Raw genomic sequence first — 26956 nt, forward strand, 5'->3', positions numbered from 1 at the left:
AGAGAAATGTGCAGTAGATTCGAAGAAGGCAAGACCGTCCAATAACATCATATTCAAGCAGCGGCTCCGTTGGAGCCTCGGTCTGCGAGGTGGATTTCGAAGAGGCATTTCAGCAGACAACCCCTTCGGGGTTCATGAATACCGAAACGATAGACAAAATTAACTTGAAAGGATGAAAAATTTGAAATTATTTAAGAACACAAAAGAAATAATATATTTGCTCATTACATTTGCTGTATTAATTAAACTATTATTAACCGATTTTACAGGCTTCAAATTGCCCGAGAATTTAACGGATATCATTTCTCTTGCCTTAGCCTTATTCTCTGTTGGGCTATCAGCATTATTTTACTTCAAAGCAAACGAAGCAAGTAATCAGTTTTACAACAATACATATCAATTCACAAAAGACATTTCTGAAAAGATCGGTAGAATAGAAGAACGGTTTGGAAAAGATCTGGATAATATTGATAAAAATTATTCGAGAATGCTTGATAGAATCGATCGACTCCCCATTACTGAAACAATTCAGAAAGAAATAGAGCAAAAAACTGATAGTGAGAAACAAATTGTCGAAGAGAAAGAACGAATTATTAATGACTTAATTGAAAAATCAAGTATATCACAGGAAGAAAAAGAAATTATAACTCGACAACTTCATAAGAAGGAAAGAGAACTTGAAGCTGTTAAAAATCAACTATATGATTTGAATAATCAATTGGAAAACACTATTAATAAAAATAAATATCTAATACCTACACACACAATAAACATACTGTCTACTATAGTAGAGGGAATTATTGATAATAATGGAATTCCAGGTGACTTCAGAGAACTGATGGAGCTAGTAGAGAAAAGAATATCAGGGTTAAACGATAATAATAAAATTATATTAATGAATGAACGTATTATTGATTCAAATAATAAACTTAAAACTAGAGGAAAAAAAATAATTAGCAGTTTAATCAGTGAAGCAAGTTAACTCCGTCTAACAACGTTTTCACGCAGCGGGCCTTACAGCCCTTGGTCTGCAGTGGCATTTCGAGGAAGTGGAATCAGCAGACAACCCTGCACTGGCTAAGTCCGTCGGACCCGGCAGCTGAAGCTGTCTTAAGCCAGCGAGGGTTCATGAATACAGGAACGTTATGCGAAACCCTTGCAGAGTAAATCTGATTAAAGCCCAGTAATGGATGTGATGAAATGGATTTTAAGCTTGTAACGTGTACACATATAGGTGTGTATGGACACGCCCTTACCAAAGGGGGAATTTATCAGGCAGTGGATGAAGAAACAGATCGATTTAGAATCATTGGAAACCATCATAAGAGAGTATGGATAGATAAATGTTATTTTTCAGAGGGGGAAGTCGAGGTTCCCATTTTAAGTAGCTGGAAGTTTGATGATCGATTAGAAGATTTTGATCTAATTGAAGTAACCCTAACCTTTAATAACGGAATGAAGAGATGGTGTCTAATTACAACACCGGAGAGGTTAGTCAAACACTTTGAACAATCTCATTTAGACCCACCAGGGTTTAATATACAGCACTTAATCATTGTAAGAACGATTAATAATGATGATATTGAACAAACTTTAAAACACTTAGATGAACATGGCGAGATTGAGAAAGCAACCCTATTTTTAGGATAGAAGATTCGAAGAAGACAAGGGCATCGCATAACAATATATTCAAGCTGCGGGCATCCTTGATCCGGCAGTCGCCGGATACTCGACATGCGTCGAGTCGTGAATACAGGAATGTTAGCTGAAACACCTGAAATTACTTATTGAACTTTTGTTGTACATATTCAAAAAGAAATTTGAATATAATAGTTAAATTGTGTAAATCACTTCGTTAGATAGGGGATTATAAAAATGAGCGAGCAATTTAAAGAGATCATCAAAGTAGCTAACAATATTAATCCAACTTTCGGTGAAATTGTTCAGTCTGGCATGGAGTACGCACCGTATCTAGGAAAACTCTATCAAACAATAAAAGTAAATAGATTAATCAGAAGATTTAATGAGCATAGTGAAAAACTCGAAAACATAGGTCAACTATCAATAGATTCTCGTTTAAGTGCAGAATTTATAAATGAGAGAATTTTTCCTATAGTTTTTTCCGATCTTTTCGAAGAACATGAAGATGCAAAGATTAATTATATATTAACAGGTTTTGAAAATGTATTCATTGAGGAGAATAAACATGAATCGCTTGTAATTAGTTTTTTTGATACGTTGAGATCACTAAGGTATGCCGATATAAAAAGACTTTTTTATTTTTCAAATATAATAAAAGAACCTCTGTTTTCATTTTTGGAGAGTGATGATCATGTTTTACAAAGAAATAATGACCATAAATTAGAGTCTTTAGGATTAGTTTCGATAACAAAGATGTGGAGCGAACAAGAGAAAGATACGAATAAGGAAGATGTAAGAATAAACTTGTATGGGGATAGATTTTTAAGGTTTATTTTAGAAAAAGACATACTTGAGGAATACCTTAGTAATAAATAATTAAAATCATCTTGGATGTAATTCGAGGAGGGCAGGTGCATCAGCTAACATAATATTCACGCTGCGAGCATTCGCTCTTGGTCCGACATGCGTCGGACACCCGGCATATGCCGGGTCGTGAATACAGGAACGTTATCGGAAATAACATGCAGGTAAGAATTAAAGCGGAGGATTATGAAATGAATTTTGCTATCGTTCAAGTCAGTCAAAAGCTTAGAGAAGTATTAAATAATCTTATGCAATTTTATATTTATGATCTTTCCGAATTCCTCAACTTTGATGTAGAAGAGAATGGAAAGTATAGTCCTTACCCTTTAGATGATTATTTTAAAGAAGGAAACCACCATTTTGCTTATTTAATTAAGCGAGAAGAGAAGTATGTAGGATTTGTTTTAGTCCGTTTAATAGAAGACCTTGGACTTCGACGTTATTCGATTGCAGAATTTTTCATATTAAAGAAGTACAGAGGAGAAGGAATGGGAAAGTCAGTAGCAACTGATATATTTAACCGACATAAAGGACCGTGGGAGGTGCATCAAATTGAGAGTAATCAAGGAGCGCAGGTATTTTGGAAAAGAGTGATTAATGAATGCACGAAAGGTCAATTTGAAGAGCGGATAGAAAACGGAAAAACCATACAAACGTTTGTCAGTTAACTCAAGAAGAAATGTTACATCCGATAACATAATATTCACGCTACGGACATTCGTCCTTGGCTCGGCATTCGCCGAACACCCGACATACGTCGGGTCATGAACACAAGAACGTTAGGCGAAACCGCGAAGGTCGTAACCCTAAGAAACAATATTATTCCCGAAAGTGGTGATTTGGTGAATGCATTAAGCGCAATAAATAGTTATTTAGAAAGTAAATACCAGAAAGAAGAGTTTAGTGGTGCGGTTCTTGTTTCCAAGAACAACGAAATATTATTCAATGCGGGTATTGGAATAGCCAATAGAGAACATCAAATTAAATGTACACACGAAACTAAATTCCGTATTGGTTCAATAACTAAACAATTTACTTCAATGGCTATTATGATGCTTTCAGAGCAAGGGTTTCTTAGCGAGGGTGATAGACTTGCCAAGTTCTTTCCACTTTGTCCCTATGGCGAAAGTATAACTATCCATCATCTATTAACTCATACATCAGGAATCCCTAATATTACTCAACTTCAAGATTTTAAAAAATTAATGAAGGAATATACTCCACTACATATAAGCATAGAGCTAATAATGAAACTCCCATTGGATTTTCAGCCGGGATCTCAATTTAGATATTCGAATTCCGGTTATTTATTATTAGCTTACTTGATTGAGATGATAACAGGACAGTCCTATGAAGAATTCTTGATTGAGAATATTTTCTCCCCTTTATCTATGAATAGTTCAGGACCGGATAAGTATAAGGAGATTATTTTACAAAGAGCATCGGGGTATGAGTTCGATCATAAGATCGGCATTGTTAATTCTGACTTTATTGATATGTCTATTGCATCAGGCGGGGGAAACCTCTTATCGACCACAGAAGATTTGTATAAATGGGAGCTTGCTCTAACTTCAAACACATTAGTTTCAAATAAAGCAATGCAGCGTCTGTTTACTGATTACGGATTTGGCTATGGGTATGGTTGGTTTGTAAAAGACGAACTAATTTACAACAAAGCTCTTAAGAGTGTCTACCACGGAGGCGGAATTGTAGGATTTAAGAACAGAATAACCAGGTATCTTGACGAACATGTGTGTATTATTGTTTTGAATAATCTTTCGACTACGGACGTAGACGACGTTACTAATAACATCGCTAAATTAATATTTCAATAAATATAAGAACGTATGGGGTATCTCAAATCGGCATCGCCTAACAACGTATTCACGATGCGCGGCTACGCCCCTGGGTCTGCCGGGAAGGTTTTCGGGGAAGAAGAATCAAGCAGACAACCCTGCACTGGCTAAGTCCGTCGGACCCAGCGCTAACGCGCCTTAAGCCAGTGAGGGTTCGTGAATACAGGAACGTTATATGCAATCCCGGAGATTTAAGTTCCAATTGAGGATGAATGTATTAGGAGGGAAGGATGATGAATAATGGTATGGCATCATGGCAAGAACTGAAAATAGATTATGAAATTAATCAAATATCTCCCAATATATCAACTAGACTAGAAGATATTGAACGTATCCCTACGGAGCTTGGAATAAAAATACTCACTATCCTTATTGAATGGGCATGCCAGCCACAAAATACCCACCCAATTGAAATAGCGAGGAAAAAGATTAAAACAATTCCTTCTGATTGGCTAATAGAACATCTTCCTAATGTAGCTAAAACAGCAATTTGTCTTGACGATGAATGGGAGTATCGTAGATTGTTAGAGCTACTTTCAGAGGCAATTCCAAAATTGCTAGATTGGGGAATTGAATTGGGGATTAATTCTAAAAATGAAGAAATTAAAGAGGCAGCAAATGACTATAAAGAAAAATAACAGTTTTGTAGAGTGCAATGAAAATGAGAATGTAGATGTGGATTGAAGAAGTCGGTACGGCATATAACATCCTATCCACGCATCGGACCTGACGGTCCTCTGTTCGCCTGAGGGATTTCAGAGAAGTGGGGCTCAGGCGAACAACACTGCGAACGTAACCGCATCGCTGTCGGGAGCTGAAGCTACCTTAAGGTTCTCGGGCTCGTGAATACAGAGCGTTATAGTAAATTCTGGCAAGTTCAAAAAAAAGGAGTTACTCAATGAAAATTATAAGTTCAATAATTATATGTGTTATTTTACTTCTCATTGTTGGTTGTTCTGATTTCAAGGAAGAAAATTCCTCAATTACTGCTACAAATCCTTCGATAGAATCGCCAACGACAATTGCAAATTCAGAATCAGATTCTACAGAAGAGGCTGTATCAACTGATCCGCCAGTTTCAACTCTTGAATTAGGAAATATTAAAGAAGATAAATATTATTCAATAAAATATAAACAATCCCTTGTTCAACTGAGAGATGATGAAAAGACTGTAGTGCATATATTAGGGGAGCCAGACGAAGCTTCTCAAGTTAAGCAGCTCGGTGATGGAGCAGATACCTTTAGTGGTATGTATTCTAAGGATCTCTATTATAGTGGATTAACATTAAAGTTTCTGGGAATGGAAAAAAGCAGTCTATGGCTTTCAGAAATTATATTAGATAAGAATGAATATGAAACATCTGAAGGGATAAAAGTTGGGGATCATTTAGATAAATTGAAGAATGCATATTCAAATATTAAATATGAAAACCTGAAGACGATTGAGAACAAACCAAATTTAAAGATATATGAATACTTTCAAGGTGATCTTGGATTCTTCGCAGAATTTATTGTTGATGAGAGTGATGTCATAGAAGAGATTCATATGTATTTTCTTTTTGATTAATTGAGTATCCAGTAACTCAGGAAGGCCGGTACATCCTATAACAACATATTCAAGCTTCGGGCCATTCGGCCCTCGGTCCGGCAGAAGTTGAAGTCGATTCGGGGAGGCAATTGCAGTTGCAGGGGAGCGGATTCAGCTGGACACATCCATTTCCCTAAGATAAGAGCTATCTAAGGGGAAAGGACGTTGCGAATATCAGAACGTTATGTGATAGAAATGATGGGCTGAAAATAGAATAAAGGAAAGATACAAAAAAGTAGATAAGAACACTTGTACGGAGATGTAAACACAGGTAAAATATAGATACAATTGAATCTTGGGTGGGTATGGTTTCCCTTCGAAAGGAGGTGAAACCATGGAAGTGAAAGATGCGATGACTCTAATGCTGTTATTCGGAACATTCATTCTTGCACTTTTAACGCACATTAATAACAACAAGAGAAAGTAAAAACCCACCCCAAGGTTGAGAGCCAAAGGTGGGTTTTTGTCCTGACTTGACTTAAGAAGGGATTAACCATCCAAGCCAATTGTACTGACCAAGTGTTCGCCGCACTTGGTCTTTATTTAAGAATATGATAACACATCTGAAAAGATGAATCAAAATAAAAAGAGCAATGAAAAAGAGCGGATAGTAAGAAAGACCAAAGAAGAATTTCCATCATATAACATAATATTCAAGCATCGGCTTCGTTGGAGCATCGGTCTGCGGGATAGATTTCGAAGAGGAATTTCAGCAGACAACCCCTTTGTGGTTCATGAATACAAGAACGTTATATGAAAGGACGAAGTTTATAGAAAGAAATAGTGCGAAAAGTTATTATCATAAAAAGTTTACATTATCTATGAGGAGAAAACTATTATGTGGGGTGTTGTGTCAACGGTGTTTAGCATCATAAGTTTAATAGCATCAATAATAGCATTGTATTTTCTTAATGGAAAAATCAAAGGAGACAGTGTTCAGACATTAAGAAAAGTGAAGTTTATATATATATTTTGATTGCAATCAACGGGATTAGTCTACTTTTTAGACTAATTTAAGTTAATAAAAATCTAGGGGATTGAAAGTAACTCAAGGATCCTACGTATAACAAAGCATTAGCGCATTATCGCAAGCTCTTCGGTCACGGATAAGAAGTTGCAGAGAAGTGGATTCACGTGCCAACCCTGCAAGGCTAAGTCTGCGATCCGTTTCGCATTCGCTTCACTTAAGCCTTTCGGGTTCGTTAATGCAAAAATGTTATACGAAATTTCAAAGGTTGCGGAGGAGCATATGCAAGAAGACAAACATTCAAACAGTCTTCAGAACTATAAGGATTTTATTGATGGATTAGTCGAAATTCGGCCTGGAGTATTATCAAGATGGGTATTGACTACTGGGTGGCCAAAGACAGAAGAAAACATAAAAGTTAATGAATTCATTGGTTCGCTGTCTGAAGAACAAAAACAATTACTAGCACAAATCATTCAACAATCACGAGATAGTGGTATACATGACGTTTTGGTCTACTTAAATGATGAAATAAACCTTAATGGAATGAAATTGATAAAAAATGACATTGAAATAGCAAAGGAACCTTTTGATTCAGAGATGTATTTCGACTGGGTATGTAGAAGAGAAGGAGATCCGTGGCCGGATTCGGAGAAGTAGTGAAGCTTCTTATAACATAATAGTCTAGCTGCGACTCCTTCAGAGCCTTGGTCTGCGAGGTGAATTACGAAGATTCATTTCAGCAGACAACCCCTTCGGAGTTCATGAACACAGGAACGTTATGTGAAAGAATAAATTCTACAAATAAATGAAGAGGTCAAATTATGAACCGTTTTTATACATTATTACGTTTTGTTTGTATGCCTTTAATTATGATTTGTGGGCAAATTTTGGATGGTATGTACTATGCATTATTTGAATCTAGATATCTATCAAAGGAAAATACTAAAGAAGACTTACTTCGAATATTAAAAAAAAGAAAATATCATAAGGTGAAAAATATGCCAAGCCCTAAATACTATTTAATGCAAGTAGGTTTCTACCTTTTGTTTTCATCTAAAAGAACTGAAAAATGGTTTGATAAAATTTTATATAAGGAAATAGTATTTGAAGGAGTAGACAAAAATATTATATTTTCCTTAAAGGAAATGTTCGTGGAAACAGACAGAATAACAAATATTACTTTGAGTCTTTTAAATACTGATTCTTCTGAATTTATAATAAAAAATTTGAATTGTATATTAAGAATCAATAATAAGGATATAAAGTTTGAAAAAATAATAGAGAATGAAGATTTAGAACGAAGAAAAAGAGTATTACTTAAATTTTGAAGATATGAAACGAGAATATTTAATGCCTTCAAATATGATAACTATAAAGATCGAAATAAATAAGAATACAAAAAATAGAAGGTTTATTGCTTGTGATACCATATTGGAACAACAAGTGCCTATTAAAGTCCAAGAAATTATAGATAATAATATTTCTCTTAAAACCTTGTTTTCATTTTTAAGTACAGGTGGTTACTTTTTAATCGCTTTTCCGTTAAGTTTACCAATCCTTACTTTAGCCGCCCTATTTGGTGGGAAATTCATATTGCTTCTGAGTGTTTTCGTTACAATGGTTTTATTTTTAATCGCCTTTTATTTAAATAGAAGATTCACTCAGATTTATTGGTTGCTTCAGAAAAAGAAAATAGAAAAATAACTTGCTGGTTTAATTCCTTCATCTAACATAAAATTCACGTTGCAGACAGTAGTCCTTGATCTGGCGTTTGTCAGATACCCGCATACTTCTGGTCGTGAATAAAGTAAAGCTATTTGAAATCAGCGCAAGATTCAAAAATGAGGAGTACAAAACCATGGATAACAGATTATCAATACCAAGTAAATTAATCAATCTATCCGAATTAATTAGTGCCACAGCCATTGAAAAAGGAAGGCATTATCAATCGATGTACATTTTGGAGTTTAGTAATTCTGTAAAGTATGTATTAAAAGAAAAAAATGTTGAAGATTCCGGAAGTTTGATGGACGAAGCAGAAAGATTAAAATGGCTCGATGATATAGTTCCAGTTCCTAAAGTTATTGGTTATCTAAAGGAGAACGGTAAGGAACATTTAGTTATGACCTACATAGAGGGCTGTGCCGCCGAAGAATACAAACTGGAAGAAGGTCAAAAAAATCTAGGTTATATTTTGGGAGAGGGATTAAGAACAATACACAATATCCCCATTAATCATTGTCATTTCAACGATAATTTGCCGAATAAGCTTATTGATATGGTAAGGAAGAACAGTATTGAGAGAAAACATGAAGTCATGGATGCTATTAACCATTCATTTCCCAATCATACCATTGAGCAATTGATGGATTTTTTGGAAATGTATAAAGTGTCGACAGAAGAACTGGTTTTTACGCATGGTGACTATGGTTCGGGAAACGTTATGATACATAAGGGGCGGATTGCAGCATTTATTGATGTAGGAGCATCTGGGATATCGGATCCATACTACGATATTTATTATCTTGTAAAAAGTCTTACATGTTATACGGATAGGGAAGAAGAAATAGATGAGTTCATGAAAGGATATGGAATATCTGAATTAGATGAGAATAGAATGAAATTTCATCAAATCATCGATACTTTATTGTTGTGAAATCCAAACTCAAAGGGGTCTGGTGACCTTAAGCCTCTTGGGTTCGTGAATACACGAACGTGATAAGAAAGTCGGGCAAAAAAGGAAATAAGGGGAATCTAAACAAATGACAATTATAAGTATCGAGGGAGCAAGCGCTGCAGGGAAAACTACAACATCGGCTACGCTTGCAAATCAAAATGGATCATTTCATATTCCTGAGGTTGCAGCATGGTGGGAAAAGCCAGAATTAGTTTATCCAGAATGGTTTTTTGAGAGACAGGTAGACCGCTGGAAGATTGCGACCGAGAAAGAAAAAGATGGTTTAGTAATTATTGATATCGATTTATATCAGCCGTTCTGGTACAATTGGGCTTTTAATTTTACGTTATTTGATGGGCAGTCATTAGAATTTGTTGAAAATTTTTATAGACCACTATTCAATCAAAGGAAGCTGGGGTTTCCTGACAAATATTTCATTCTACACACACATGAAACTAATCTGAGACAAAGAAAAGCAAGTGATGAAACTAGATTGAGAAGAGGGTTTGAACTGAATTTAGGATTTATAGAGCCCCAAAAGAGATATTTTCAAGCACTAGAGGATTTTTGTCCAGGATTAGTTTGTTTTATTGAGTCAGATAAAATTGAGACCAACGTAAGAAAGATACAAAGTGAATTACCAAATTGTAAGAATACTCATAGATATTCGATAGAGTTATTTGATTTTATGGTTTATTGGCTGAGGGAGAATAAAGCATCTTGTGCGAGTAAACTCGAAGAAGGCCCGACTATTTTATAACAATATATAAGCTACTAAGCTATATTTTCTTCTAAGCTATAGTCTGCTGGATGTATGTAGAAGAGGTATTTCAGCAGACAACCCATTAGACCTTCGTGGTTTCGTGAACACAGTGAGCGTTAAATAAAATAATATACGGATAAGGATGATAGAATGAATTCGAAGACGCTTGATGAATTTGCGCGAGCGATAAAAAAGACAAAGATCAAGAGCTGTCTAATCATGAAGGAAGACAGTTTAGTGTTTGAATACTATAAAAATCGTAAAATAGAGAACAATCCTCAAAAAATCAATTCTTGCACTAAAAGTATTTTATCTATACTTATTGGCATTGCGCTTGATAAGGCATACATCAAGAGTGTTGCAGAACCAGTTATTAGTTTTTTTCCGGAATTAATGAATATCCTTGATGATCCTAGAAAACGAGACATCACTATTGAGGATTTACTTACGATGTCGGCGGGGTTTGAATGGCCCGAATTCGGTGAATGGAATTATTCGACTCCAATGCTGTTTAGTTCAGACATGATAAAGTATGTGTTTGAACGGAATCTTGAAAATAACAGAGGAGAGAAAATGAATTACAATTCTGGTTGTTCGCATGTGTTAACAGCGATCTTGCAGAAGACCACAGGAATGAAAGCTATAGAGTTTGCACACCTCCATCTGTTTAAACCTCTTGGCATCACGAATGTACATTGGTACGAAGACAATAAAGGGATTAACCGGGGTGCAGACGGCTTGACGATGACCACTGTTGATATGTTAAAGATTGGTACGTTATGCTTGCGACAAGGGAAATGGAAAAACACTCGTATTGTTTCATCAGATTGGTTGAAAAAATCGACGCAACCTTATTATTTAACATATGAATCTATTGGTCATTATGCTTACCATTGGTGGGTAAGACACCTTAATATGAACAATACAGAAGTAAGTGGGACAGAAATGATATTTGCATTGGGCTTTGGGGGTCAATATATATGTATAATCCCTAGTTTGGATATGGTTATTGCAATAACTAGTGACATGTATGAAGACTCATTGAAACCGTTACGAATACTTGAGGAATGCCTTATTAATTTATAGCAGGGCAAATTCTCGAAGAAAACATATTACTTGATCTTAATCTAACAGCACATTCATACAGCGGTGCCTGCTGGCTCCTTATCCGCAAGAGGCATTTCGGTGAGTCGTTTGCAGCGGAAAACCCTGAGAACCTAACCATGTCGTGGTATGAGTATAGGTCCTTTAAGCTTTTCAGCTTCGTGAATTCCAAACGTTATCTGATATTTTTGCATGAGGTGAATTTATCTAATGATAAAATTGAATATAAAAGTAATGACCTTGATCCTATTTTTAATTTTGACTGCCTGTTCGGCTAGTAATGAAATAGATCCTTCTGACTCCATCATTCAGGTTGGAGTAGATGAAATTACAAATGTTAAAGTCAACGAAACTTTTCAAATCGTAGGGTATTTGAATAATTCATCTAATAAGACAGTGGAGATATCTCATGGATCAGGTATGTTCAGTTATGAGATTTATAATGAAGCTGGCGAGAGAATTCTTCCAAAGGCAACCATGTTATTAGAACACGCTATTGGCTATCAGGTTGAGCTTCGAACTGGTGAAGAATATAGAAATAATGGACAAGATCAACGAAGTAAGGAATATTATGAATTCGTTATCCACCAGCCAGGCAATTACAAAGTTAAAACGAATGTCGAATTTATGATGAATAATGATGGCAAGCAAAAGAAAATAAGCTTATCGAGTGAATCCAAAGAATTCAAAGTGCAGTAGAGGATTGCAGGGAGGTATGAGGAGCAGGTCATAGGATATGGAAGAATTGTAGGCGACGGTGGTTTTACTTTTTACATACAAGATATTATCGTGTTACCTTCCTATCAGAGGCTAGGCTTAGGCAATAAAATAATGACGGAACTGATGGAGTATATCACAGAATTTGGATTCATGGAGAGACCCAATGAAAGTTATGGTGCAGGAATGATGCAATTCATAAAGAAACAATAGTAGAGGCATTTCGAGCAAGAGAAATTCAACCGGACACATAGCCGAAAGAAGTTCTTAAATGAGGAGGACCTTATATGATATTAGAAAAAGTTATAAATCAAATTAACATACAGAGCGAATATAAGGATTTGGTTGATAAGTACATAGATCATTTACTTGCGGAATTCAAAGATAAGATTCATAGCATTTATATGTGTGGCTCGATTCCCAAAGGAACGGCTCAACCTTTTAAGTCAGATGCAGACTTTACGATTGTATGTGCAAATCCCAAAGATATTGATTACGAAAAATTGTCAAATATTAAAGATAAGCTTTTGGAAGAATACCCATTTGTCACGAAGATGGATACGATCATTTGCTCGATGGAAGATGTATTAAGTAGACCGAATGATTGGGGGTTTTGGGTTAAGATCATTTGTGTTTGCATACATGGGGAGGACATTGGTGAAAAAGTACCCCCGATCATTATCTCTCCAGAATTCATCTTAGACTTAAATACAGATACCAAGGAGGAAGTGGATCGTGTACATCGTTCACTTTCTAATGCTAGTGATGACGCGATGAAAACTAGATATACCAAAGGTTACTCGAAGCGATTACTTCGTGCATTATACTCATTGATTATCGAAGATACAGGGATATGGGAAGACGACATAACTAAGATGAAAAATGCTATATTAGACTATTGCGAGATTGACCCCGCTTTAGTTGAATATCTGTATGCTTGTTACTTGGATAGTCGTCATGTACCTGTTGAAGAGTTTCTAAGAAATGCAGAGGAAGTATATCGCTATTTCGAGAATGCCTTACATACAATGGCTGCCTCCAGAAATTTAAAATGAATGTGAGGTGGGACAGATGAAGGAGACTACTCCTAAATATGTTGAACAAGCATCCATGGAAAGTCTCATACAAAAGTTGAATCTGCCGCCACTCACTCCATTTTCACAGGACTGGGAGTATACGTCGGCTGATGCATCGAGATTAGATGAATTCATTACGTATTACGAGAATCATCCATTAAACGACAATGATAAATTCACACTGATGATCATTATGATCTCTTCATTGGATGACTACCTTTCCGAAGGAAAAGGAACGGATGATCACAAACTATGGAATAGAATAAAACAAAATCTACGTAAAGACTATGAGTTACATATCCATACTATTAATTACTGGGCTCAAGATGAGAGCGATCTGGAAGACTGTTTTGCAGTCACACCCTATGTCAGAGAAATGCGAACCTGAAACGAAGGTGAATACGACAATGATTGAAAAAGAAGAAATCATGGAGAGGTTATTAATAGTCGTGCCCTCCTATAAGGATAGATACGATCGGTACATCCAAGAGAACTATGAACTTGGAGAAGAGAGATTGATCTATGTCGATATAAGTGACTTCGTCAAACATGTTATTGAGTGTTATCAACGTAAAAAGACGGATGAATTCGATGCACTATTCGAAGTCATTGAAGAGCTTCATACGAATGGAGAGTCATTTGTTAAAGAATTTGCTACAGTCGGTATTCTTGAATCATTTCAGAACCAATTACCGGATGAGAATATTGAGTATATTGAATTTGAAAAATGTTTAAAACCAGAATCAAAACGATGGTGGAATCATGTAATTGATTTTTGGAATGGAAAGACTCCATACATTGGAGGACCGATGAAGGAATAATCATAATTTTCTGGATATTGGTGATTTAGAAACAACCCTTGAATCATTCAAAAGCCCGAAAAGGAGATGAATCGTATGAAAGTCACGCTTCGCTTTGTCTTACCTAGTGATGCTGAATTTGTACAGCAATATGCTAGTTACCCTGAAATTTCAGAGACAAGCAACGTTCCCTATCCTTATCCAGACGGAGCAGGAGAATCATGGGCAAAGATGGTGATGGCTAAGCGCGAACAAGGAATATCTTATGTATTTACAATTTTATTTGAGGATCAATTCGCGGGTGTCATGTCTTTAAATGCTGTGGATCTAACTGAGAAAACCGCAGAGTTGGATTACTGGATTGCAGTTCCTTTTTGGAACCGAGGCATAGGTACAGTCGCAGCTCAAAAGGCTATTGACTTTGCGTTTCATGAATTGGATCTTCAAATTCTTAGAAGTGCATGTTTGGTGAGCAATAAAGGATCGTTAAAGGTCCTTGAGAAGAACGGATTTAAAAAAGTAAATGACTTTGTTTTTGAAGACGGCAAGTTTAAAGATAAAACAGGATGTAGACTTGAATTACATAGGTGACAACCTTTAGGTTGCAAACCCCGATGAAAACTTTATGGAGCCTGTGATTGATTAAATGGAGTGAGCGGGAGAGATCTTCATCCTCTACTGCAGGCAATTCTTGATTACGATCGAAAAGAGATCGATAAGGTATTTAAGAATATTTCATAGAAGTGAATCACTTGATATTGGAGAGGAATGATTCTATGAGGATGGCATTCATTTTATTCAATGGAGTAACATTTCTTGATTTTGTTGGTTTCTATGACGTTATCTATCGATTGAACTTATTTGACCAAACCAAAGGAACGACATGGGACATCTGTGGATTGACCGAGGAAGTGACAGATGAACTTGGGATGAGCGTAAAGGTGAATGTCATAAAACCTGATTTATCTCAATATGATCTTGTTTTTGTTCCAGGAGGGATGGGGACTAGAAAACTAAAAGAAGATATTGAATTTGTGGATTGGATTCGAACTGCCGAATCGGTAAGTTACAAAATCTCGGTTTGTACGGGTTCACTTTTGTTAGGGGCTGCCGGTTTCTTGGAGGACAAGATCGCAACAACCCATCCTAATGTATATGACTTACTTGAGCCTTACTGCAAAGAAGTAATGAAAACGAGAATCGTTAAAGATGGAAACGTGATAACTGCCGGAGGCGTAGCGACATCGATTGATTTGGGACTATATTTGATTGAATTGTTTGCAGGCCAAGAAGAGGCAGATGTAGTAAAGAAGCAAATTGATTATCCCTACACTGCAGTAGGAATCATTGAGGTGTAGTTTTTTGCAGAGGACAAATCAAAGGGTGAAGGAAATGAATAAGAAAACGTATCTTGTTAAGGTTGCTTATTTAATGGATCTAAGTGATGAAGAATACCAAGAAATTGGCGACAATTTGATTCCAGAACTTGAGAATGAAATGACAGTCAGGCAACATCTAAAATTAAAATGGGAGAGTAGTTCTACGATCCTACTGGATTCAGAAACAATGAACTGCGGAAGGTGCTTCAAATGTAACTCGTGGGTAACCGACAGAGAAAAACCGGATTCTATAGATGAATTAAACAACGGAGCGGTTGTCGATGATCAACTACTCTGTGATGAGTGTTTGCCGGAGAATCATAGGTGGGCATTCTAGAATCCGAGGGTTTGTATGTATTCCAGAAGAAGAAAATAGATCAACATATTATCATTGAGGTGAGAGATTTGAAGTATTTTTATGGGGTGTTAGCCATTTTGGGAGTAGCATTGCCTTACATGACGTTTATTCCGTGAATTGGTGAAAACGGATTCAATCTAACGATGTTATTCAATGAAGCAAGACAGAATCGAATTAGCGAGTTTGCATGGTTGGATGTACTGATCTCCGCAGTTGTATTGATTGAATTTATCATATATGAAGGAAAACGAATTGGCATAAAGCATATGTGGATACCGATCATAGGAACATTAACCGTGGGTGTTTCATTTGGGCTGCCATTATTTTTGTTTTTGCGTGAAATTCGAATGGATAAAATGAAGACCTATGCACATAAGCTCTAATCCAAATCAGTTACTTATTTACTTGGGGAGTTGTTCTTAGATGGTTATCGTTACGACAGAGATTCTAATAGATGCTCCAATAGAGTTATGTTTTGATATGGCTAGAGATATCGATGTTCATACACAAACCGTCTGGAAACATACGAAAGAGAAGGCTGTCGCAGGTATTACTTCGGGAAAAATAAATCATGAAGATACAGTAACTTTTGAGGCCAGACATTTTTTGATTAGGCAAAGGTTATCGTCAAGAATCTCAGCATACCAAGCCCCTTATTATTTCGTAGATGAAATGCTTAAAGGTGCGTTTAAAAGCTTGCGCCATGAGCATATTTTTGAAGAACATAACGGAAAGACACTCATGAAAGATCGGCTTACTATGGTTGCTCCGTTTGGGATTATAGGCTGGGTGACTGAAAGACTTATATTAAAGTCCTATATGAAGCGTTTCCTCATGCATCGAAATCAACAATTAAAATTATTAATAGAGATGAAGATTGAATAGAAGAAGGTTATATACATCTTTTTGGAATAGTAGTATATTTCATTTGTGGTTAGCAAACCATATGAGAAAACAAGATGAATCATGCCCCAATTTAGTTCAGAGTTTGCGGAGATATCCCTCATAAACAAGGAGAAGTGAAGATGAGAAAACTCGTTTTATTTCTGCACGCATCGCTTGATGGTTTTGTAGAAGGACCAAATGGTGAAATGGACATTGGCTGGGTTTCTTACGATGCGGATTTGGAGAAACACGCGAAAGAAGTTCTGAGCACTGCTGACACGGTCATTTGGGGACGTGGGACTTATCAGATGATGCACGGTTACTGGCCATCTGTACGTTCAGACGCATCAGCTTCTCAGCATGAACGGGAGCATGCCGAGTGGATTGAGAAGACAGCCAAAATCGTTTTTTCGACAACGCTGGATGATGTAGAGTGGAACAATTCCCGATTGGTAAAAGAAAATATTGAGGACGAGATCAAAAACCTCAAACAACAGCCAGGTCAGGACATGGTTATACTCGGTAGCCCTCGGTTGGCACATTATCTTATGCAACTTGATTTAATAGATGAGTATAAAATTACGGTGTCTCCTGTGCTGATCGGAAGTGGGTTACCGTTATTCCGAGGTCTTAACCAAAAGATCAATCTTCAACTTATTGATAATAAAACCTTTGATTCCGGGGCGTTAGGTCTCGTTTATCGGGCGATAAAATGAAGGGATTTCTTAAAGTCAAATAAAGGGAGAGAATCCCATCACACACGACCCAGTCTAAGATAAAATGATCTAAGGCTGGGTCATTTCTATAGGGTTAGATGATTAATATCAATTAATTGAACGCGAAATGGTTGATTAGCATTAAAGTTAAACGACTTAAACTGGAGGTTTTAAAAATGAAGATTGAAGATATCTACAATGATTTACCTGTACTTGAGACCTCAAGAACGATACTTAGAAAAATTGAAAAGAATGATGTACAGGATATCTATTCTTATTGTAGCGATCCGGAAGTTTCCAAATATACAACATGGCATCCGCATATGAAAATAGAGGATACAGAGAATTTTGTTGATTTTATCATAGATAAATATAACAAAAGCCAAATAAGTCCATGGGGGATACAAGATAAAAAGACAGATAAGATCATCGGAACATGCGACTTTGTAGGTTGGGATATTAATCACCATAAAGCAGAGATCGGATACGCGTTGTCAAGAGATTATTGGGGACAAGGTTATATGACGGAGTGTGTGAAGAAAATAATCGAATTTGGTTTTGAACATATGGACTTAGTTCGAATTGAAGCTAGATGTATATCAGCGAATACGGGTTCTTCAAGAGTCATGGAGAAATCAGGAATGGAATTTGAAGGGGTTTTTAGAAAACATGTATTCATTAAAGGGAAGTTCGAAGACCTCAAAATGTATTCCATTATAAATGAGAAGTCAGCGAAAAGAGTGGAAGATAACATTGCCATCCGATAACATAATTATTAAACAAGGTTCGAAAGCATTTTACTCATCAAGACCAAGCTTGGGAATTGACTTAGACACGAATATTGTGAGGGTTACATCATGAAGGATGTAGACAGAAAAAGAAGGATGGGTCTATCGAGAAGAGAGGCAGGTTATTGAAATCTTCCATGATGGAATAGTAAGAGTGATAAAAAAGAAAGAATGAGGGTAGTAAGAATGAGGATCATAAGAGATAAAGAAGAACTCGAAGGCACTTGTTATATTGAAGTTTTACCAGGAAAGTATCTTGAAACGTGTTGGAATGAACACTCTATTTTTTTGGATGAAGAAGTTTTTGGTTATTTAGAAAAAGCCATATATGATATATATCCTAAATATGATCATTATGCATTTACTGAAATACATCGAGATACCTGGATGTTAATTCTTGAACAATTAAATGAGCTTGTTATTCTACTTGATGAGAAGGTAACAATGGATGAACTCAAAGAACATGTATATTTCTTATTCGGCAGCTCTGAAGATGAGTTTCAACAAGACTTTGATCATAACGTTCAGAAGCTTAGAGAATTAATTATAGAGTTTGAAACATGGATTAAAGAACAATTGAAAACTCAAGAATATATTTCAGTTCTGGGGATTTAACCAAGGATGTTTGGAGGGGGAATTTTGCGAGTAAGTACATTTCTCGAAGAAAAAGATTTTAGATTGAAAGATATGGAATACTTGTCTCCAGCAATCAAAGCGCCGGTGGTCGATCATCACATTAATGTCCCACAATTCGGATTGTACGAAGGTCATGATCCAAGCGTTGCATCAATTGACGTTCAATTTCTTGTTGGAATATTTCAATTTGATAGTTTTCCATTCAAGGGAAGCTACGAATCTTCTCGACAAGGAGAAAATGAGATTTAAGCATTTCATGATCAATGATGAACTATATTATAGGTCGACGCTTACTCAGTATAAAGAAAAGTTAGGTCATGCAACTGTAACGAAATTAGGTGGGAGGCAGGAAATTGCTCCAAAATATGATCCATATGATAAAAGAAAAAAACATAGAGGACATCAATGTGTCAGGGTTTATCTACTTAGAAGAAAATGGGATGTATGAATTCACTCCAATGCTTACATTTGTATATGTCAAATTCGGAGAAGAATACTTGGAGTTTGCTTCCATAGAACAATATTCGAGACTAAGAATTACGATTGTGCCCTCGATCAGACATGATTTTGAATTGGTTGAAGATTTATATCCAGCGGTGTCTTCAATCAGTGATGTGGTACTCACTAATCCTACATCGCTGACGAATATGGTTTCGAGTATTAAAATTTTTAGTATGGAAGAAAAAGAAAATGAAATTATATGTGATAGCATTTTGATTAAGCTGAAGAATGAACAAGTACTGTTTTTTGATCCAACTTTTCTCTCTGGCATTAATATAGGTGGAATAGAGCAGTATGAATTTTGGCGGATTCATAATGAAGAGGAAAAACAAGAGGTATATATCGAGATTTAACAATACGATTGGGAAGGAGGGAGAATCGCCGACATCGGTCAGATCGGATTAGAATGGTTACCTATCGCAAAAATCAAACATTCATTAATACAGAAAGAGATCTTAAACATAGAACATATCATTTTCCCAGGACAACGCATGACTTTTTACAGGAGTATTTGTTAGAAGAGATTCAAGAAGTCTACTTATGCAGGGATTTTAGCAGAGGAGGTCATCATGACATTATCGAGTACTGATTATTTAAGCAAGTTATCTTTTGACATGGAAACAACGACAAAAAAGGTATATAAAAATATAACAAAAGTAAAAGGAAAAATGGTTACTGTTGTTGATACCCAAATTTCTTTGTTTATAGACGGTCATAAACTGGATGAACATGAGATCTTTTTAGAAGATGTTTACTTCAACTCGTTACTTTATCCAGGGAGATATCCCATGTTCACTTGTACTTGTAGAATCTTTGGATGTGGAGGATACCATGTAGAGGTTGTACATACTCAAGATACGCTGATGTGGAGAATGGAACAATCCCCTTTTATGGATAAAACAATCAGAGGTTCGAATGAGTTTGTTTTTTCATGGAGTAATATAATTGAATTTTCAGGAGAATGGATCGAGAGATTAGAAAATCTCCAAAATCTAATGTTATCCCATGAATTAAAATTTCAATGTGATCTTGAAAAGTATAAAAGTATTGTTGAAGAAGTTAAAACGATGAGATGCTGAGTGAGTCTAGGGAATGAGAGAAGAGCAGCCAAAATGGGAATTAATCATGTTATTTTGGAATTGCATGGAAAGAAAGAACTACAAGCAAAGTAATCCCTCCAACAGGAGAATTTGGGAGAATACAATATAAACACAAAAAAGAAAGTTATGATGGGAGAGAGAGTGAATTAAATGGATACACTTGAAGTCATTGAGCAAACGAGTGAATATGTCGATGTTAAGCATCCTGTAATTGTTATCAATGGCAATCCACTCGATATCTATCTCGATCAGTACTATCCTGATCACCATTTCCTAGGTTTAGTACCGACAGTGACTGAATGGATTAGTTTTAAAGAAGAACTAGATTTATTACTGACTCGGTATTATTCTGAACAAGAGAATGCGATTTTGCCTATTTTGATGTGCCCAGATGATACTAATCTGATGTGCACTGTAATTGTGGCTGAAGTTACAAAGAATGATAAAGAAGTGATTTGGAGCAAAATCGGGATGGATATGAGCGAGCTAGGCATACCTTTTAATTATGAACTTATAGGCACCACTGTAAATTGGCTGGATCTCATACCTGAATTACGATTTGATAAAAAGATTTATTTTGAAGCTCTCAAAGAAATTTATAAACCGAAGGATGAGCTTCGATAATTGGGGGAGAAGTACCAAAGTGAAATGAAATAAAGAGGAGTCATCCAGGATGATCATAGAAACTGAAATGACAATTGAAACATTAAAAGATCTCGTAGGTGCAGGAACAAAGCATTTTAAAAAAGTCGAAGTAACAGAATATGGAGGTATTCATTATTTTAATTTTGACGAAGTGATTTTTGAAGAATGTATACTGTCCTTGGACTTTACTGGCTCATCTTTTAGACATGCAAAGTTTATTCATTCGAACATTAAAGCTTCAATGTTTGATGAAGCTAATTTATCTCATTCAGAGTTTATTGATAATAGTATTGATGCTTGTACGTTTAAGAATGCCCAAATTGATGGAATTGTTCTTCTTAATAATACTCAATACTCAAGTGAAAATACAATTGAAGATTTAAAAGAAATGGTAGGCAAATAAGAAATTATGTGATAGTAAAACCCAAGTATCTGTCTACAAAGAAAGCTAACAAAGTTATCTGAAACAACGAACGACTTTTGGACGTCTATATAAGAACCAATAAATCGTAAATTGTCACAGACAAGAGTATGCATAACGGGTCAGGGGAAGGAATGAATCAAATCATAGCCAACATCTTAACGAATATAGAGTTTTATCTAAAAGCATTATTCGGATACGATGATATTGTTAATTACCATTTTAGATTTGTAACTACATTTCTGGGGATACTTATCTGGTTGTTCATAGGTTACCTGTTAGATGTAATGATGCGATCAAAACATAAATCGAAGTTGAATCAATCCAAAGGATGAGTACTAGACAAAGCGTACATAGCAGACTACATACAAAGGAGTTATACATAATGGTAAATCATATGACCAAATTGGGATTTCGTGTGCATTCCCCAGAAGATTTTGAAAATATCGCCGAGTATGCAATTTCAACTGGAACCAGAGTCTGCTTGAAGACTGAAGAACTACTCACAAGGATTATCAACGAATGGGACCCGCTTGCACTTCTGGCTGGTGGGGCACCAAGTAATGAATATGATATTGAGGTAAAAGTGATAAGCAAACAAGTAAACCTAGCTACCTAGCTACGAACGAAACTCAAATAGCTCAAATCATTTATACAACATTCAGAGACAAGACGGGGATAGAATTAAATCTATTGAGCTGCTTGAAGTGTGCGTTTCAAATGGTCCAGGAGATAAAGGGTTAATCAACAATGAAAATAGAATAAAAAAACTGAACCATGTATGTCGTTTTGTTAAATAGTCACTTCTAGGCTGACATCTCAGCCGTACAACTGTGATGTCAAACATGAGCCCCGCGATTCATTGTCGCGGGGCTTCTCCATAAGGTGCTGCATCCAACTATAGCAGCACCCCACTCTTACGCGGCTTACCCGTCCACAGCCGCGCCATGCTTCACCTTTTACAAGAATATTGACGCAAGCGTAACTGGACTTTCTGAATTGACAAGATAGAGAAGAAATGTCATGTTTTTAATACGAACTATGATTAGATGCTGGCCCTGAATGATTGATACATATCGAATCTGAGGAGTGATGGTGGTTGGATATTAAAAATCAAAACGGTGATTTTCTTGGTAAAATTCAAATTGAATCGTTGGATAGCGAAGATGGTATGGACCAGATCATAGGCAATCTGAGACCTGGTGACGGGAAAGCCATATATATTGCCGACGCCAAAGAGAATTCATTCACGCAACAGACGAATTATGCAGCCGTTGAATGGGAGAATGGCCTGGAGCAGTTAAAAGAAAATTTAACTTCGTGGAAACCTAGATTTCCGGCTCAGGTTGAGCACAATTCCATTCAGGTCTACTATGGATTCGATAATCTGACACCGGATGAGATTGAAGCGATGGCGGAAGAAAGTAAAATGACAGGAAAGAATGTGATCGTCCGCGATCTGAAACCGAACAATAAGCTTGTAGGTGTGAGCATCACCTATGGAGGAGAGAAGTCGTTTACACTCCGGATTTTCGGAACTACCAAAAGTCGAATTGGGTTGTCTGAATCTGAGTTGGCTCAGGTGAGAACATTACATGTACGAGGTGTAGAGGCCTTTTATTTTACAAACCATGGTACAGACCGCTTGATTTGGATTGAAGAAGGAAGTAGTGGAAAGGCGCTACAATATGAACTATTTGGCAAGCCAATGCCTGCCGATATCCTTATTAACATAGCAGAATCAATGACTACGTAGAACGGGAGAATCGAGAGTATGGATGATTTCACGAAAAGACGCATACAAAAAATAATGAACAGCTACACTGAAAATGCTATACCTAAGCAGAACCAAACAGGCGAATAAGCTGTTAGCCATTTTTAAAAAGAATCTGGAAGCATATATGGCTTTTGAGGGCATTCCCCAGGAATGGGCACAGTATTATCTGGACCAATGTAACGACCGCTTGATTACCAAAACGGACAGTCGAAGTGTAATCGGGAGCATGAACGAAATCATATTTGTGATGAAGGCTCTTGAAGGAAATGACAATGATTTTAGAGATGAGAATGCACGACACAAATTTAACAATCGCGGCATTTACAAGCCAATTGATTATCATGAGCCGATCAAGGTGTTTGTTAAGGAGCTACAGATGAGGTTTGAGGCGAGGTGAAAGGATGGGTGTTGGTCAAAAATATAAACGCAAAATCATGCGATCTAATCGATTATTCTATTGGTATGTAAAGCCGGATCTGGACGATGAAGGGATCATTAAGTTACATATCGTTTCTGAGGATAAAAAGCTTATCGTAACCTATGAGGTGGGACAATGCAGTAGAGGCCATAAGGAGTTTCCCCATGTTAGTCATCATCGGCAAGGAATTCGAGGGCTGGACAGCAGAGTATGTTGGTCACAGAAGAGCACTAACACCAATATGGAACGATGAAATTGTCGCTCCAAGGCTGATTGGACAGATCATCGACTGGTGTTTACTGAAAGATAAAGAGATCAGAGAGATGAACTGGAAAGGTGAAATTATTGCATTAGGAGGGTGTCATGGATATTGTAACCAAACAGCTGAAGCTGGAAGAGCTTAGTGATTTGAAATATGAAGTGCATATTGGAGACTCCAAGGCAGTAAGTTATTGCAAGACGATGATTTTAAAGTTCGTGGGTGAATATGGTTATGGTTCTGGGGGGAATTCAGATGCCATCTATATGTGTGCAATAGGGAAAGCGGTTTTGGAAGCCTGGGAACCAGCGGGTTTGATCCTTGATTTCAGTGAACTGTCCTATGAATGGGGAGATCAACTCGAAAATGTTTTCTATATTGGTGAGGATCAGTATCGTAACATTCCTTTTCCAGTAGCACTTATTGTAGGCGACCACTCGGAAGAAGCGATCAGAACGTTGATATTGGGTGTATACAGTGATCAGACCACCGAGGACATTGACTGGCTACATCGTGATCTGAACAGCGCGTGGATGTTCATTGAGGAGAAATTGACGGAGTATGATCGAGATAAACGATTGTGAAATCTGTCGTGATAACCAGTTGTAAATAAATCCTAATGAAACAGCCCCAATGTCGGGGCTGACTCCTAGTCCGGATTGTATTTCTTCATAACGGCATCCCGAAAGATCTGGTAATCGGATAATTGTTGTGATGTGGAGGATTCAGGTAAGCTATATTGGCTTACGCCTTCCAAGCTGAATTTTCCCAAGTTATCATTAATCAAACCGTAATCTCCATAGGAGTTTCTTAGCAAAAAAAGCACACTTGGTTCACTCTTCTGCAGTTCTACATAATCATTTGCCGTGTACTTGACATTCCCATCCAGGCTGACAGGTTCGATGACTGTCAATTCGGTTAGATCTGAAGGGAAATCCTCAGGTTTCTTTAGTATTTTCGTAATCTTGATGTTGGCGTTGGTGTGGAAAGATTGCATGGTTCCATCATCAAATGCAGTTATCACATGCTCACGATCCGCAAACCCGTCTGTTGCATAACCAATCACGATTAATTCAGCAAACGCATCCAGCTTTTCCACTTCACTGAAGGTGATGGAGTTGGCAGGTAGATTGACTACGGTATAAACGCTTTTCTCCGGTTTGGATTGAACATTCATATATGTGATGATCGATACAGTGACGACGAATATGCATAAAGCGAATATCAGAACAGATCTCTTTTGGAATGAAAACATTAGCTTATCCTCTCTTAGATATTGCTTTTCTTCACTTCTACTATCACATAAATGAGAATTCTTGTAAATTATCTATATGAGTAAGAAGCGATAGTTAAAAGGATTTAGGAGTAGGAACCGAAGGAGAGAAGCCTATGAAAACGATCATTTATATGGTTAGGCATGCCGAGTCTCCGTACAATGAAGGAACGGAAAGAACAAGAGAACTTACCTTGAACGGTAAGGCGAATGCAATCAAAGTAACAGAGATATTAAAGGGAAAAGGGATACATACCATTATTTCAAGTCCGTATGCCAGGGCTGTTCTAACTTTGGAGGGGCTGGCAACGGCTTTAGGATTAGATATGCAGCTCATGGAGGATCTGCGAGAAAGGCATTTTTCAGATGAGGTTGTTGCGGATGAGGATTTTAGCGCTATTACGGAAAGAATGTTTGCTGACCCTGAATATGCATTGCCCGGAGGCGAGTCTAACAAGGTGTGCCAGCATAGAGCTGTGAGTGTATTGAAACAGATTTTAGAAGAGTATTCTGGGAAAAAAGTAGCGATCGGCACACACGGACATGTCATGACGTTAATGATAAATGCCTTTGATCCAACGTACGGAGTGGATTTTATCAATCAGATCAGCAAACCGGATATCTATCAATTACAATTTGACGGGATGAGACTAGAGAAAGTAACTAGACTGTGGGAAGAATAGGAGATGATCCGAATGACGCTACAAAACTTGTTTCAAGAAAAACCTACGAAACGATGGAATCATAGAATGATCGAAGACGGAGATGAACTTTTCACAGAAGAGAGAATACGGATGTCGGAAAAAGTTGTGGTCACCTTCAATGAAATGAATGAAGCGCATGATTATTTTATTGAAACGATGGAACGTGAGGAACTGGCTGATTTTATCGACAAGGCGGCTAAATTGGCTGGTTTGCACATCAAGGAGGATGAAGATATTACGGAAGAATGGAGAGAGTGGTAGGGTTGCTTAAAAAAGAGGGGAGAGAGTATGGATGGATCAGCAGGAATATGGTCGTTATTTACTAGCAATGGGCGGAGAAGAGTTTGAGCCGGAAGAAGAAGAACAGGTGAGCGAGGAACATCTTTATGGTTTTTTTCAATGGTTTATGCCAGTGGGAGCGGGTGTTGAAAGAGTGTTTGAGCCAATTCCAAGTGGCGATCGTTTTCTGGACCGAATACGTCCAATCTATGAGATGCTGAATCCCGAGGATTTCACCGGAGAATATGTACCAGGCTATTTCAACGGTGGACAAGGGACTGCTTCAGAGGAAATGTTGCGAAGACTGGGCGAAGATCTGATCAAAGGATTAAAAAGTCTGTTCTCTATCGTACCAGAAGATGATGAAGCAGCGGAGATCGCTAAGGAAGCGTTACAAGACTTGGCTTGTGTGAAGGAAGTCGTTGTGTTACCACAGGGTGAACTAGGCAAGTTAGAGCAGAGGGCTATTCAAGGTACGAATGAGGAAGATAGTGATGCAGTATATGAAGCACTAGGAGACCTCCTTCGCTCGCGCAGTGACTACGATGAAGCGATTGAAATTCTGAGTGAAGCCTACTATTCTATCGCTTGTGATTATTGGGTCGCCTATTATTTACAATGGCCTCGTTATAAAGGTCTGCAGGAAGCAGAAAATTGTCTTTATCCATACTTTGAGCTGTACCGTTATGGGTATAATCTTCATTGGACTAAGACAACATTATTCATTGGCAAGCGTTAATCCTATTAGAGCGTATAGAAGG

At 37.1% G+C, this 26956-nt stretch carries 41 protein-coding genes; 40 read left to right on the forward strand and 1 reads right to left on the reverse strand.

Annotated elements, in window-relative coordinates; translation table 11 throughout:
* Window positions 1-181 precede the first annotated feature (181 nt).
* The 37 genes from EC604_RS27455 (at window position 182) to EC604_RS27640 (ending at window position 24523) form a co-directional block, all read left to right on the forward strand.
* Complete coding sequence (locus tag EC604_RS27455) at window positions 182-982, forward strand: hypothetical protein (RefSeq protein ID WP_123067176.1); 801 nt, start codon at window positions 182-184, stop codon at window positions 980-982.
* 218 nt (window positions 983-1200) lie between these two features.
* The gene (locus EC604_RS27460; protein ID WP_123067177.1) at window positions 1201-1650 is read left to right on the forward strand and encodes a hypothetical protein; all 450 of its coding nucleotides are present in this window, start codon (window positions 1201-1203) and stop codon (window positions 1648-1650) included.
* 225 nt (window positions 1651-1875) lie between these two features.
* Window positions 1876-2517: a hypothetical protein gene (locus EC604_RS27465; RefSeq protein ID WP_240037256.1), complete on the forward strand. Its 642-nt coding sequence runs from the start codon at window positions 1876-1878 to the stop codon at window positions 2515-2517.
* Window positions 2518-2696: 179 nt separating this feature from the next.
* A complete protein-coding gene (locus EC604_RS27470; RefSeq protein WP_123067179.1) occupies window positions 2697-3173 on the forward strand; it encodes a GNAT family N-acetyltransferase in 477 nt (158 codons plus the stop codon).
* Window positions 3174-3269: 96 nt separating this feature from the next.
* Window positions 3270-4340 (forward strand): serine hydrolase domain-containing protein, encoded by a 1071-nt coding sequence (locus EC604_RS27475; protein ID WP_123067180.1) that lies wholly within the window; start codon window positions 3270-3272, stop codon window positions 4338-4340.
* Between the two features lie 254 nt (window positions 4341-4594).
* Entirely contained in the window at window positions 4595-4999 is a 405-nt protein-coding gene (locus EC604_RS27480; protein ID WP_123067181.1) for a hypothetical protein, read from the forward strand.
* Between the two features lie 260 nt (window positions 5000-5259).
* On the forward strand, window positions 5260-5928 hold the full coding sequence (locus EC604_RS27485) for a hypothetical protein (RefSeq protein WP_123067182.1): 669 nt from the start codon (window positions 5260-5262) through the stop codon (window positions 5926-5928).
* Window positions 5929-6310: 382 nt separating this feature from the next.
* Window positions 6311-6376, forward strand: coding sequence for a putative holin-like toxin (locus EC604_RS30060; RefSeq protein ID WP_429351325.1), 66 nt, complete (start codon window positions 6311-6313; stop codon window positions 6374-6376).
* A gap of 822 nt (window positions 6377-7198) precedes the next feature.
* On the forward strand, window positions 7199-7576 hold the full coding sequence (locus EC604_RS27490) for a DUF6547 family protein (RefSeq protein WP_123067183.1): 378 nt from the start codon (window positions 7199-7201) through the stop codon (window positions 7574-7576).
* A gap of 164 nt (window positions 7577-7740) precedes the next feature.
* Window positions 7741-8247, forward strand: coding sequence for a hypothetical protein (locus EC604_RS27495; RefSeq protein WP_123067184.1), 507 nt, complete (start codon window positions 7741-7743; stop codon window positions 8245-8247).
* Between the two features lie 4 nt (window positions 8248-8251).
* Entirely contained in the window at window positions 8252-8623 is a 372-nt protein-coding gene (locus tag EC604_RS27500; RefSeq protein WP_151458128.1) for a hypothetical protein, read from the forward strand.
* 154 nt (window positions 8624-8777) lie between these two features.
* On the forward strand, window positions 8778-9575 hold the full coding sequence (locus EC604_RS27505) for a phosphotransferase (RefSeq protein WP_123067186.1): 798 nt from the start codon (window positions 8778-8780) through the stop codon (window positions 9573-9575).
* A gap of 106 nt (window positions 9576-9681) precedes the next feature.
* Window positions 9682-10356, forward strand: a complete 675-nt coding sequence (locus EC604_RS27510) for a hypothetical protein (RefSeq protein ID WP_123067187.1) — start codon at window positions 9682-9684, stop codon at window positions 10354-10356.
* A 222-nt stretch (window positions 10357-10578) separates the two neighbouring features.
* Window positions 10579-11445: a serine hydrolase domain-containing protein gene (locus EC604_RS27515; protein ID WP_240037258.1), complete on the forward strand. Its 867-nt coding sequence runs from the start codon at window positions 10579-10581 to the stop codon at window positions 11443-11445.
* A 228-nt stretch (window positions 11446-11673) separates the two neighbouring features.
* A complete protein-coding gene (locus tag EC604_RS27520; RefSeq protein WP_123067189.1) occupies window positions 11674-12162 on the forward strand; it encodes a hypothetical protein in 489 nt (162 codons plus the stop codon).
* 3 nt (window positions 12163-12165) lie between these two features.
* Complete coding sequence (locus EC604_RS27525; protein WP_123067190.1) at window positions 12166-12393, forward strand: GNAT family N-acetyltransferase; 228 nt, start codon at window positions 12166-12168, stop codon at window positions 12391-12393.
* Between the two features lie 74 nt (window positions 12394-12467).
* Window positions 12468-13235, forward strand: a complete 768-nt coding sequence (locus EC604_RS27530; protein ID WP_123067191.1) for a nucleotidyltransferase domain-containing protein — start codon at window positions 12468-12470, stop codon at window positions 13233-13235.
* A gap of 16 nt (window positions 13236-13251) precedes the next feature.
* Window positions 13252-13644 carry a hypothetical protein gene (locus EC604_RS30685; protein ID WP_240037260.1) on the forward strand — a complete coding sequence of 131 codons (393 nt, stop codon included), beginning with the start codon at window positions 13252-13254 and terminating at the stop codon, window positions 13642-13644.
* 19 nt (window positions 13645-13663) lie between these two features.
* Window positions 13664-14077, forward strand: coding sequence for a DUF7674 family protein (locus EC604_RS27540; RefSeq protein ID WP_123067192.1), 414 nt, complete (start codon window positions 13664-13666; stop codon window positions 14075-14077).
* Between the two features lie 75 nt (window positions 14078-14152).
* Window positions 14153-14647, forward strand: a complete 495-nt coding sequence (locus EC604_RS27545) for a GNAT family N-acetyltransferase (protein WP_161557074.1) — start codon at window positions 14153-14155, stop codon at window positions 14645-14647.
* A 185-nt stretch (window positions 14648-14832) separates the two neighbouring features.
* On the forward strand, window positions 14833-15414 hold the full coding sequence (locus tag EC604_RS27550; protein ID WP_123067194.1) for a DJ-1/PfpI family protein: 582 nt from the start codon (window positions 14833-14835) through the stop codon (window positions 15412-15414).
* 34 nt (window positions 15415-15448) lie between these two features.
* Complete coding sequence (locus EC604_RS27555; RefSeq protein ID WP_123067240.1) at window positions 15449-15772, forward strand: hypothetical protein; 324 nt, start codon at window positions 15449-15451, stop codon at window positions 15770-15772.
* A gap of 137 nt (window positions 15773-15909) precedes the next feature.
* The gene (locus EC604_RS27560; protein ID WP_275670058.1) at window positions 15910-16176 is read left to right on the forward strand and encodes a DUF2834 domain-containing protein; all 267 of its coding nucleotides are present in this window, start codon (window positions 15910-15912) and stop codon (window positions 16174-16176) included.
* 40 nt (window positions 16177-16216) lie between these two features.
* Window positions 16217-16678 carry an SRPBCC family protein gene (locus EC604_RS27565; RefSeq protein WP_123067195.1) on the forward strand — a complete coding sequence of 154 codons (462 nt, stop codon included), beginning with the start codon at window positions 16217-16219 and terminating at the stop codon, window positions 16676-16678.
* A 140-nt stretch (window positions 16679-16818) separates the two neighbouring features.
* On the forward strand, window positions 16819-17394 hold the full coding sequence (locus tag EC604_RS27570; RefSeq protein ID WP_123067196.1) for a dihydrofolate reductase family protein: 576 nt from the start codon (window positions 16819-16821) through the stop codon (window positions 17392-17394).
* Window positions 17395-17570: 176 nt separating this feature from the next.
* Window positions 17571-18161 carry a GNAT family N-acetyltransferase gene (locus tag EC604_RS27575; protein ID WP_123067197.1) on the forward strand — a complete coding sequence of 197 codons (591 nt, stop codon included), beginning with the start codon at window positions 17571-17573 and terminating at the stop codon, window positions 18159-18161.
* A 207-nt stretch (window positions 18162-18368) separates the two neighbouring features.
* Entirely contained in the window at window positions 18369-18797 is a 429-nt protein-coding gene (locus EC604_RS27580) for a hypothetical protein (protein ID WP_123067198.1), read from the forward strand.
* Between the two features lie 24 nt (window positions 18798-18821).
* Window positions 18822-19067 (forward strand): hypothetical protein, encoded by a 246-nt coding sequence (locus EC604_RS27585; RefSeq protein ID WP_123067199.1) that lies wholly within the window; start codon window positions 18822-18824, stop codon window positions 19065-19067.
* A gap of 125 nt (window positions 19068-19192) precedes the next feature.
* Window positions 19193-19672 (forward strand): hypothetical protein, encoded by a 480-nt coding sequence (locus EC604_RS27590; protein WP_151458129.1) that lies wholly within the window; start codon window positions 19193-19195, stop codon window positions 19670-19672.
* 216 nt (window positions 19673-19888) lie between these two features.
* On the forward strand, window positions 19889-20398 hold the full coding sequence (locus tag EC604_RS27600; protein WP_123067202.1) for a hypothetical protein: 510 nt from the start codon (window positions 19889-19891) through the stop codon (window positions 20396-20398).
* A gap of 171 nt (window positions 20399-20569) precedes the next feature.
* Window positions 20570-21043 carry a hypothetical protein gene (locus EC604_RS27605; protein WP_123067203.1) on the forward strand — a complete coding sequence of 158 codons (474 nt, stop codon included), beginning with the start codon at window positions 20570-20572 and terminating at the stop codon, window positions 21041-21043.
* 49 nt (window positions 21044-21092) lie between these two features.
* The gene (locus tag EC604_RS27610; protein WP_123067204.1) at window positions 21093-21467 is read left to right on the forward strand and encodes a pentapeptide repeat-containing protein; all 375 of its coding nucleotides are present in this window, start codon (window positions 21093-21095) and stop codon (window positions 21465-21467) included.
* A 403-nt stretch (window positions 21468-21870) separates the two neighbouring features.
* The gene (locus EC604_RS27620; RefSeq protein WP_123067206.1) at window positions 21871-22104 is read left to right on the forward strand and encodes a hypothetical protein; all 234 of its coding nucleotides are present in this window, start codon (window positions 21871-21873) and stop codon (window positions 22102-22104) included.
* Between the two features lie 480 nt (window positions 22105-22584).
* Entirely contained in the window at window positions 22585-23241 is a 657-nt protein-coding gene (locus EC604_RS27625) for a DUF4367 domain-containing protein (RefSeq protein ID WP_123067207.1), read from the forward strand.
* Window positions 23242-23314: 73 nt separating this feature from the next.
* Complete coding sequence (locus tag EC604_RS27630) at window positions 23315-23659, forward strand: DUF6933 domain-containing protein (RefSeq protein ID WP_151458130.1); 345 nt, start codon at window positions 23315-23317, stop codon at window positions 23657-23659.
* Between the two features lie 185 nt (window positions 23660-23844).
* Complete coding sequence (locus tag EC604_RS30690; RefSeq protein ID WP_240037263.1) at window positions 23845-24084, forward strand: hypothetical protein; 240 nt, start codon at window positions 23845-23847, stop codon at window positions 24082-24084.
* The gene (locus EC604_RS27640) at window positions 24044-24523 is read left to right on the forward strand and encodes a hypothetical protein (protein ID WP_123067209.1); all 480 of its coding nucleotides are present in this window, start codon (window positions 24044-24046) and stop codon (window positions 24521-24523) included. Before EC604_RS30690 ends, EC604_RS27640 begins: the two co-directional genes overlap by 41 nt.
* A 65-nt stretch (window positions 24524-24588) precedes the next feature.
* Here EC604_RS27640 and EC604_RS27645 read toward each other — a convergent pair whose 3' ends face one another.
* The gene (locus EC604_RS27645) at window positions 24589-25116 is read right to left on the reverse strand and encodes a hypothetical protein (RefSeq protein WP_151458131.1); all 528 of its coding nucleotides are present in this window, start codon (window positions 25114-25116) and stop codon (window positions 24589-24591) included.
* Between the two features lie 212 nt (window positions 25117-25328).
* Between EC604_RS27645 and EC604_RS27650 the strand changes: the two genes are divergently transcribed.
* From EC604_RS27650 to EC604_RS27660, 3 genes are read left to right on the forward strand one after another with little or no spacing between them, the layout of a single operon-like run.
* Window positions 25329-25895, forward strand: a complete 567-nt coding sequence (locus tag EC604_RS27650) for a histidine phosphatase family protein (protein ID WP_123067211.1) — start codon at window positions 25329-25331, stop codon at window positions 25893-25895.
* Window positions 25896-25907: 12 nt separating this feature from the next.
* Window positions 25908-26177, forward strand: a complete 270-nt coding sequence (locus EC604_RS27655) for a hypothetical protein (RefSeq protein ID WP_123067212.1) — start codon at window positions 25908-25910, stop codon at window positions 26175-26177.
* Window positions 26178-26208: 31 nt separating this feature from the next.
* Window positions 26209-26934, forward strand: coding sequence for a hypothetical protein (locus EC604_RS27660; protein ID WP_123067213.1), 726 nt, complete (start codon window positions 26209-26211; stop codon window positions 26932-26934).
* Window positions 26935-26956: the final 22 nt, after the last annotated feature.

It is taken from the genome of Paenibacillus amylolyticus (assembly GCF_003719335.1).
GTDB classification, from domain to species: Bacteria; Bacillota; Bacilli; order Paenibacillales; family Paenibacillaceae; genus Paenibacillus; species Paenibacillus amylolyticus_D.

Excerpts from the sequence above, each read along its gene's own strand:
- EC604_RS27460 (WP_123067177.1), top strand. The coding sequence starts at position 1,201 with ATGGATTTTAAGCTTGTAACGTGTACACATATAGGTGTGTATGGACAC.
- EC604_RS27465 (WP_240037256.1), top strand. The coding sequence starts at position 1,876 with ATGAGCGAGCAATTTAAAGAGATCATCAAAGTAGCTAACAATATTAAT.
- EC604_RS27470 (WP_123067179.1), top strand. The coding sequence starts at position 2,697 with ATGAATTTTGCTATCGTTCAAGTCAGTCAAAAGCTTAGAGAAGTATTA.
- EC604_RS27475 (WP_123067180.1), top strand. The coding sequence starts at position 3,270 with ATGAACACAAGAACGTTAGGCGAAACCGCGAAGGTCGTAACCCTAAGA.
- EC604_RS27480 (WP_123067181.1), top strand. The coding sequence starts at position 4,595 with ATGAATAATGGTATGGCATCATGGCAAGAACTGAAAATAGATTATGAA.
- EC604_RS27485 (WP_123067182.1), top strand. The coding sequence starts at position 5,260 with ATGAAAATTATAAGTTCAATAATTATATGTGTTATTTTACTTCTCATT.
- EC604_RS27490 (WP_123067183.1), top strand. The coding sequence starts at position 7,199 with ATGCAAGAAGACAAACATTCAAACAGTCTTCAGAACTATAAGGATTTT.
- EC604_RS27495 (WP_123067184.1), top strand. The coding sequence starts at position 7,741 with ATGAACCGTTTTTATACATTATTACGTTTTGTTTGTATGCCTTTAATT.
- EC604_RS27500 (WP_151458128.1), top strand. The coding sequence starts at position 8,252 with ATGAAACGAGAATATTTAATGCCTTCAAATATGATAACTATAAAGATC.
- EC604_RS27505 (WP_123067186.1), top strand. The coding sequence starts at position 8,778 with ATGGATAACAGATTATCAATACCAAGTAAATTAATCAATCTATCCGAA.
- EC604_RS27510 (WP_123067187.1), top strand. The coding sequence starts at position 9,682 with ATGACAATTATAAGTATCGAGGGAGCAAGCGCTGCAGGGAAAACTACA.
- EC604_RS27515 (WP_240037258.1), top strand. The coding sequence starts at position 10,579 with ATGAAGGAAGACAGTTTAGTGTTTGAATACTATAAAAATCGTAAAATA.
- EC604_RS27520 (WP_123067189.1), top strand. The coding sequence starts at position 11,674 with ATGATAAAATTGAATATAAAAGTAATGACCTTGATCCTATTTTTAATT.
- EC604_RS27530 (WP_123067191.1), top strand. The coding sequence starts at position 12,468 with ATGATATTAGAAAAAGTTATAAATCAAATTAACATACAGAGCGAATAT.
- EC604_RS30685 (WP_240037260.1), top strand. The coding sequence starts at position 13,252 with ATGAAGGAGACTACTCCTAAATATGTTGAACAAGCATCCATGGAAAGT.
- EC604_RS27540 (WP_123067192.1), top strand. The coding sequence starts at position 13,664 with ATGATTGAAAAAGAAGAAATCATGGAGAGGTTATTAATAGTCGTGCCC.
- EC604_RS27545 (WP_161557074.1), top strand. The coding sequence starts at position 14,153 with ATGAAAGTCACGCTTCGCTTTGTCTTACCTAGTGATGCTGAATTTGTA.
- EC604_RS27550 (WP_123067194.1), top strand. The coding sequence starts at position 14,833 with ATGAGGATGGCATTCATTTTATTCAATGGAGTAACATTTCTTGATTTT.
- EC604_RS27555 (WP_123067240.1), top strand. The coding sequence starts at position 15,449 with ATGAATAAGAAAACGTATCTTGTTAAGGTTGCTTATTTAATGGATCTA.
- EC604_RS27565 (WP_123067195.1), top strand. The coding sequence starts at position 16,217 with ATGGTTATCGTTACGACAGAGATTCTAATAGATGCTCCAATAGAGTTA.
- EC604_RS27570 (WP_123067196.1), top strand. The coding sequence starts at position 16,819 with ATGAGAAAACTCGTTTTATTTCTGCACGCATCGCTTGATGGTTTTGTA.
- EC604_RS27575 (WP_123067197.1), top strand. The coding sequence starts at position 17,571 with ATGAAGATTGAAGATATCTACAATGATTTACCTGTACTTGAGACCTCA.
- EC604_RS27580 (WP_123067198.1), top strand. The coding sequence starts at position 18,369 with ATGAGGATCATAAGAGATAAAGAAGAACTCGAAGGCACTTGTTATATT.
- EC604_RS27590 (WP_151458129.1), top strand. The coding sequence starts at position 19,193 with ATGATAAAAGAAAAAAACATAGAGGACATCAATGTGTCAGGGTTTATC.
- EC604_RS27600 (WP_123067202.1), top strand. The coding sequence starts at position 19,889 with ATGACATTATCGAGTACTGATTATTTAAGCAAGTTATCTTTTGACATG.
- EC604_RS27605 (WP_123067203.1), top strand. The coding sequence starts at position 20,570 with ATGGATACACTTGAAGTCATTGAGCAAACGAGTGAATATGTCGATGTT.
- EC604_RS27610 (WP_123067204.1), top strand. The coding sequence starts at position 21,093 with ATGATCATAGAAACTGAAATGACAATTGAAACATTAAAAGATCTCGTA.
- EC604_RS27620 (WP_123067206.1), top strand. The coding sequence starts at position 21,871 with ATGGTAAATCATATGACCAAATTGGGATTTCGTGTGCATTCCCCAGAA.
- EC604_RS27630 (WP_151458130.1), top strand. The coding sequence starts at position 23,315 with ATGCTATACCTAAGCAGAACCAAACAGGCGAATAAGCTGTTAGCCATT.
- EC604_RS30690 (WP_240037263.1), top strand. The coding sequence starts at position 23,845 with ATGTTAGTCATCATCGGCAAGGAATTCGAGGGCTGGACAGCAGAGTAT.
- EC604_RS27640 (WP_123067209.1), top strand. The coding sequence starts at position 24,044 with ATGGATATTGTAACCAAACAGCTGAAGCTGGAAGAGCTTAGTGATTTG.
- EC604_RS27645 (WP_151458131.1), bottom strand. The coding sequence starts at position 25,116 with ATGAATGTTCAATCCAAACCGGAGAAAAGCGTTTATACCGTAGTCAAT.
- EC604_RS27650 (WP_123067211.1), top strand. The coding sequence starts at position 25,329 with ATGAAAACGATCATTTATATGGTTAGGCATGCCGAGTCTCCGTACAAT.
- EC604_RS27655 (WP_123067212.1), top strand. The coding sequence starts at position 25,908 with ATGACGCTACAAAACTTGTTTCAAGAAAAACCTACGAAACGATGGAAT.
- EC604_RS27660 (WP_123067213.1), top strand. The coding sequence starts at position 26,209 with ATGGATCAGCAGGAATATGGTCGTTATTTACTAGCAATGGGCGGAGAA.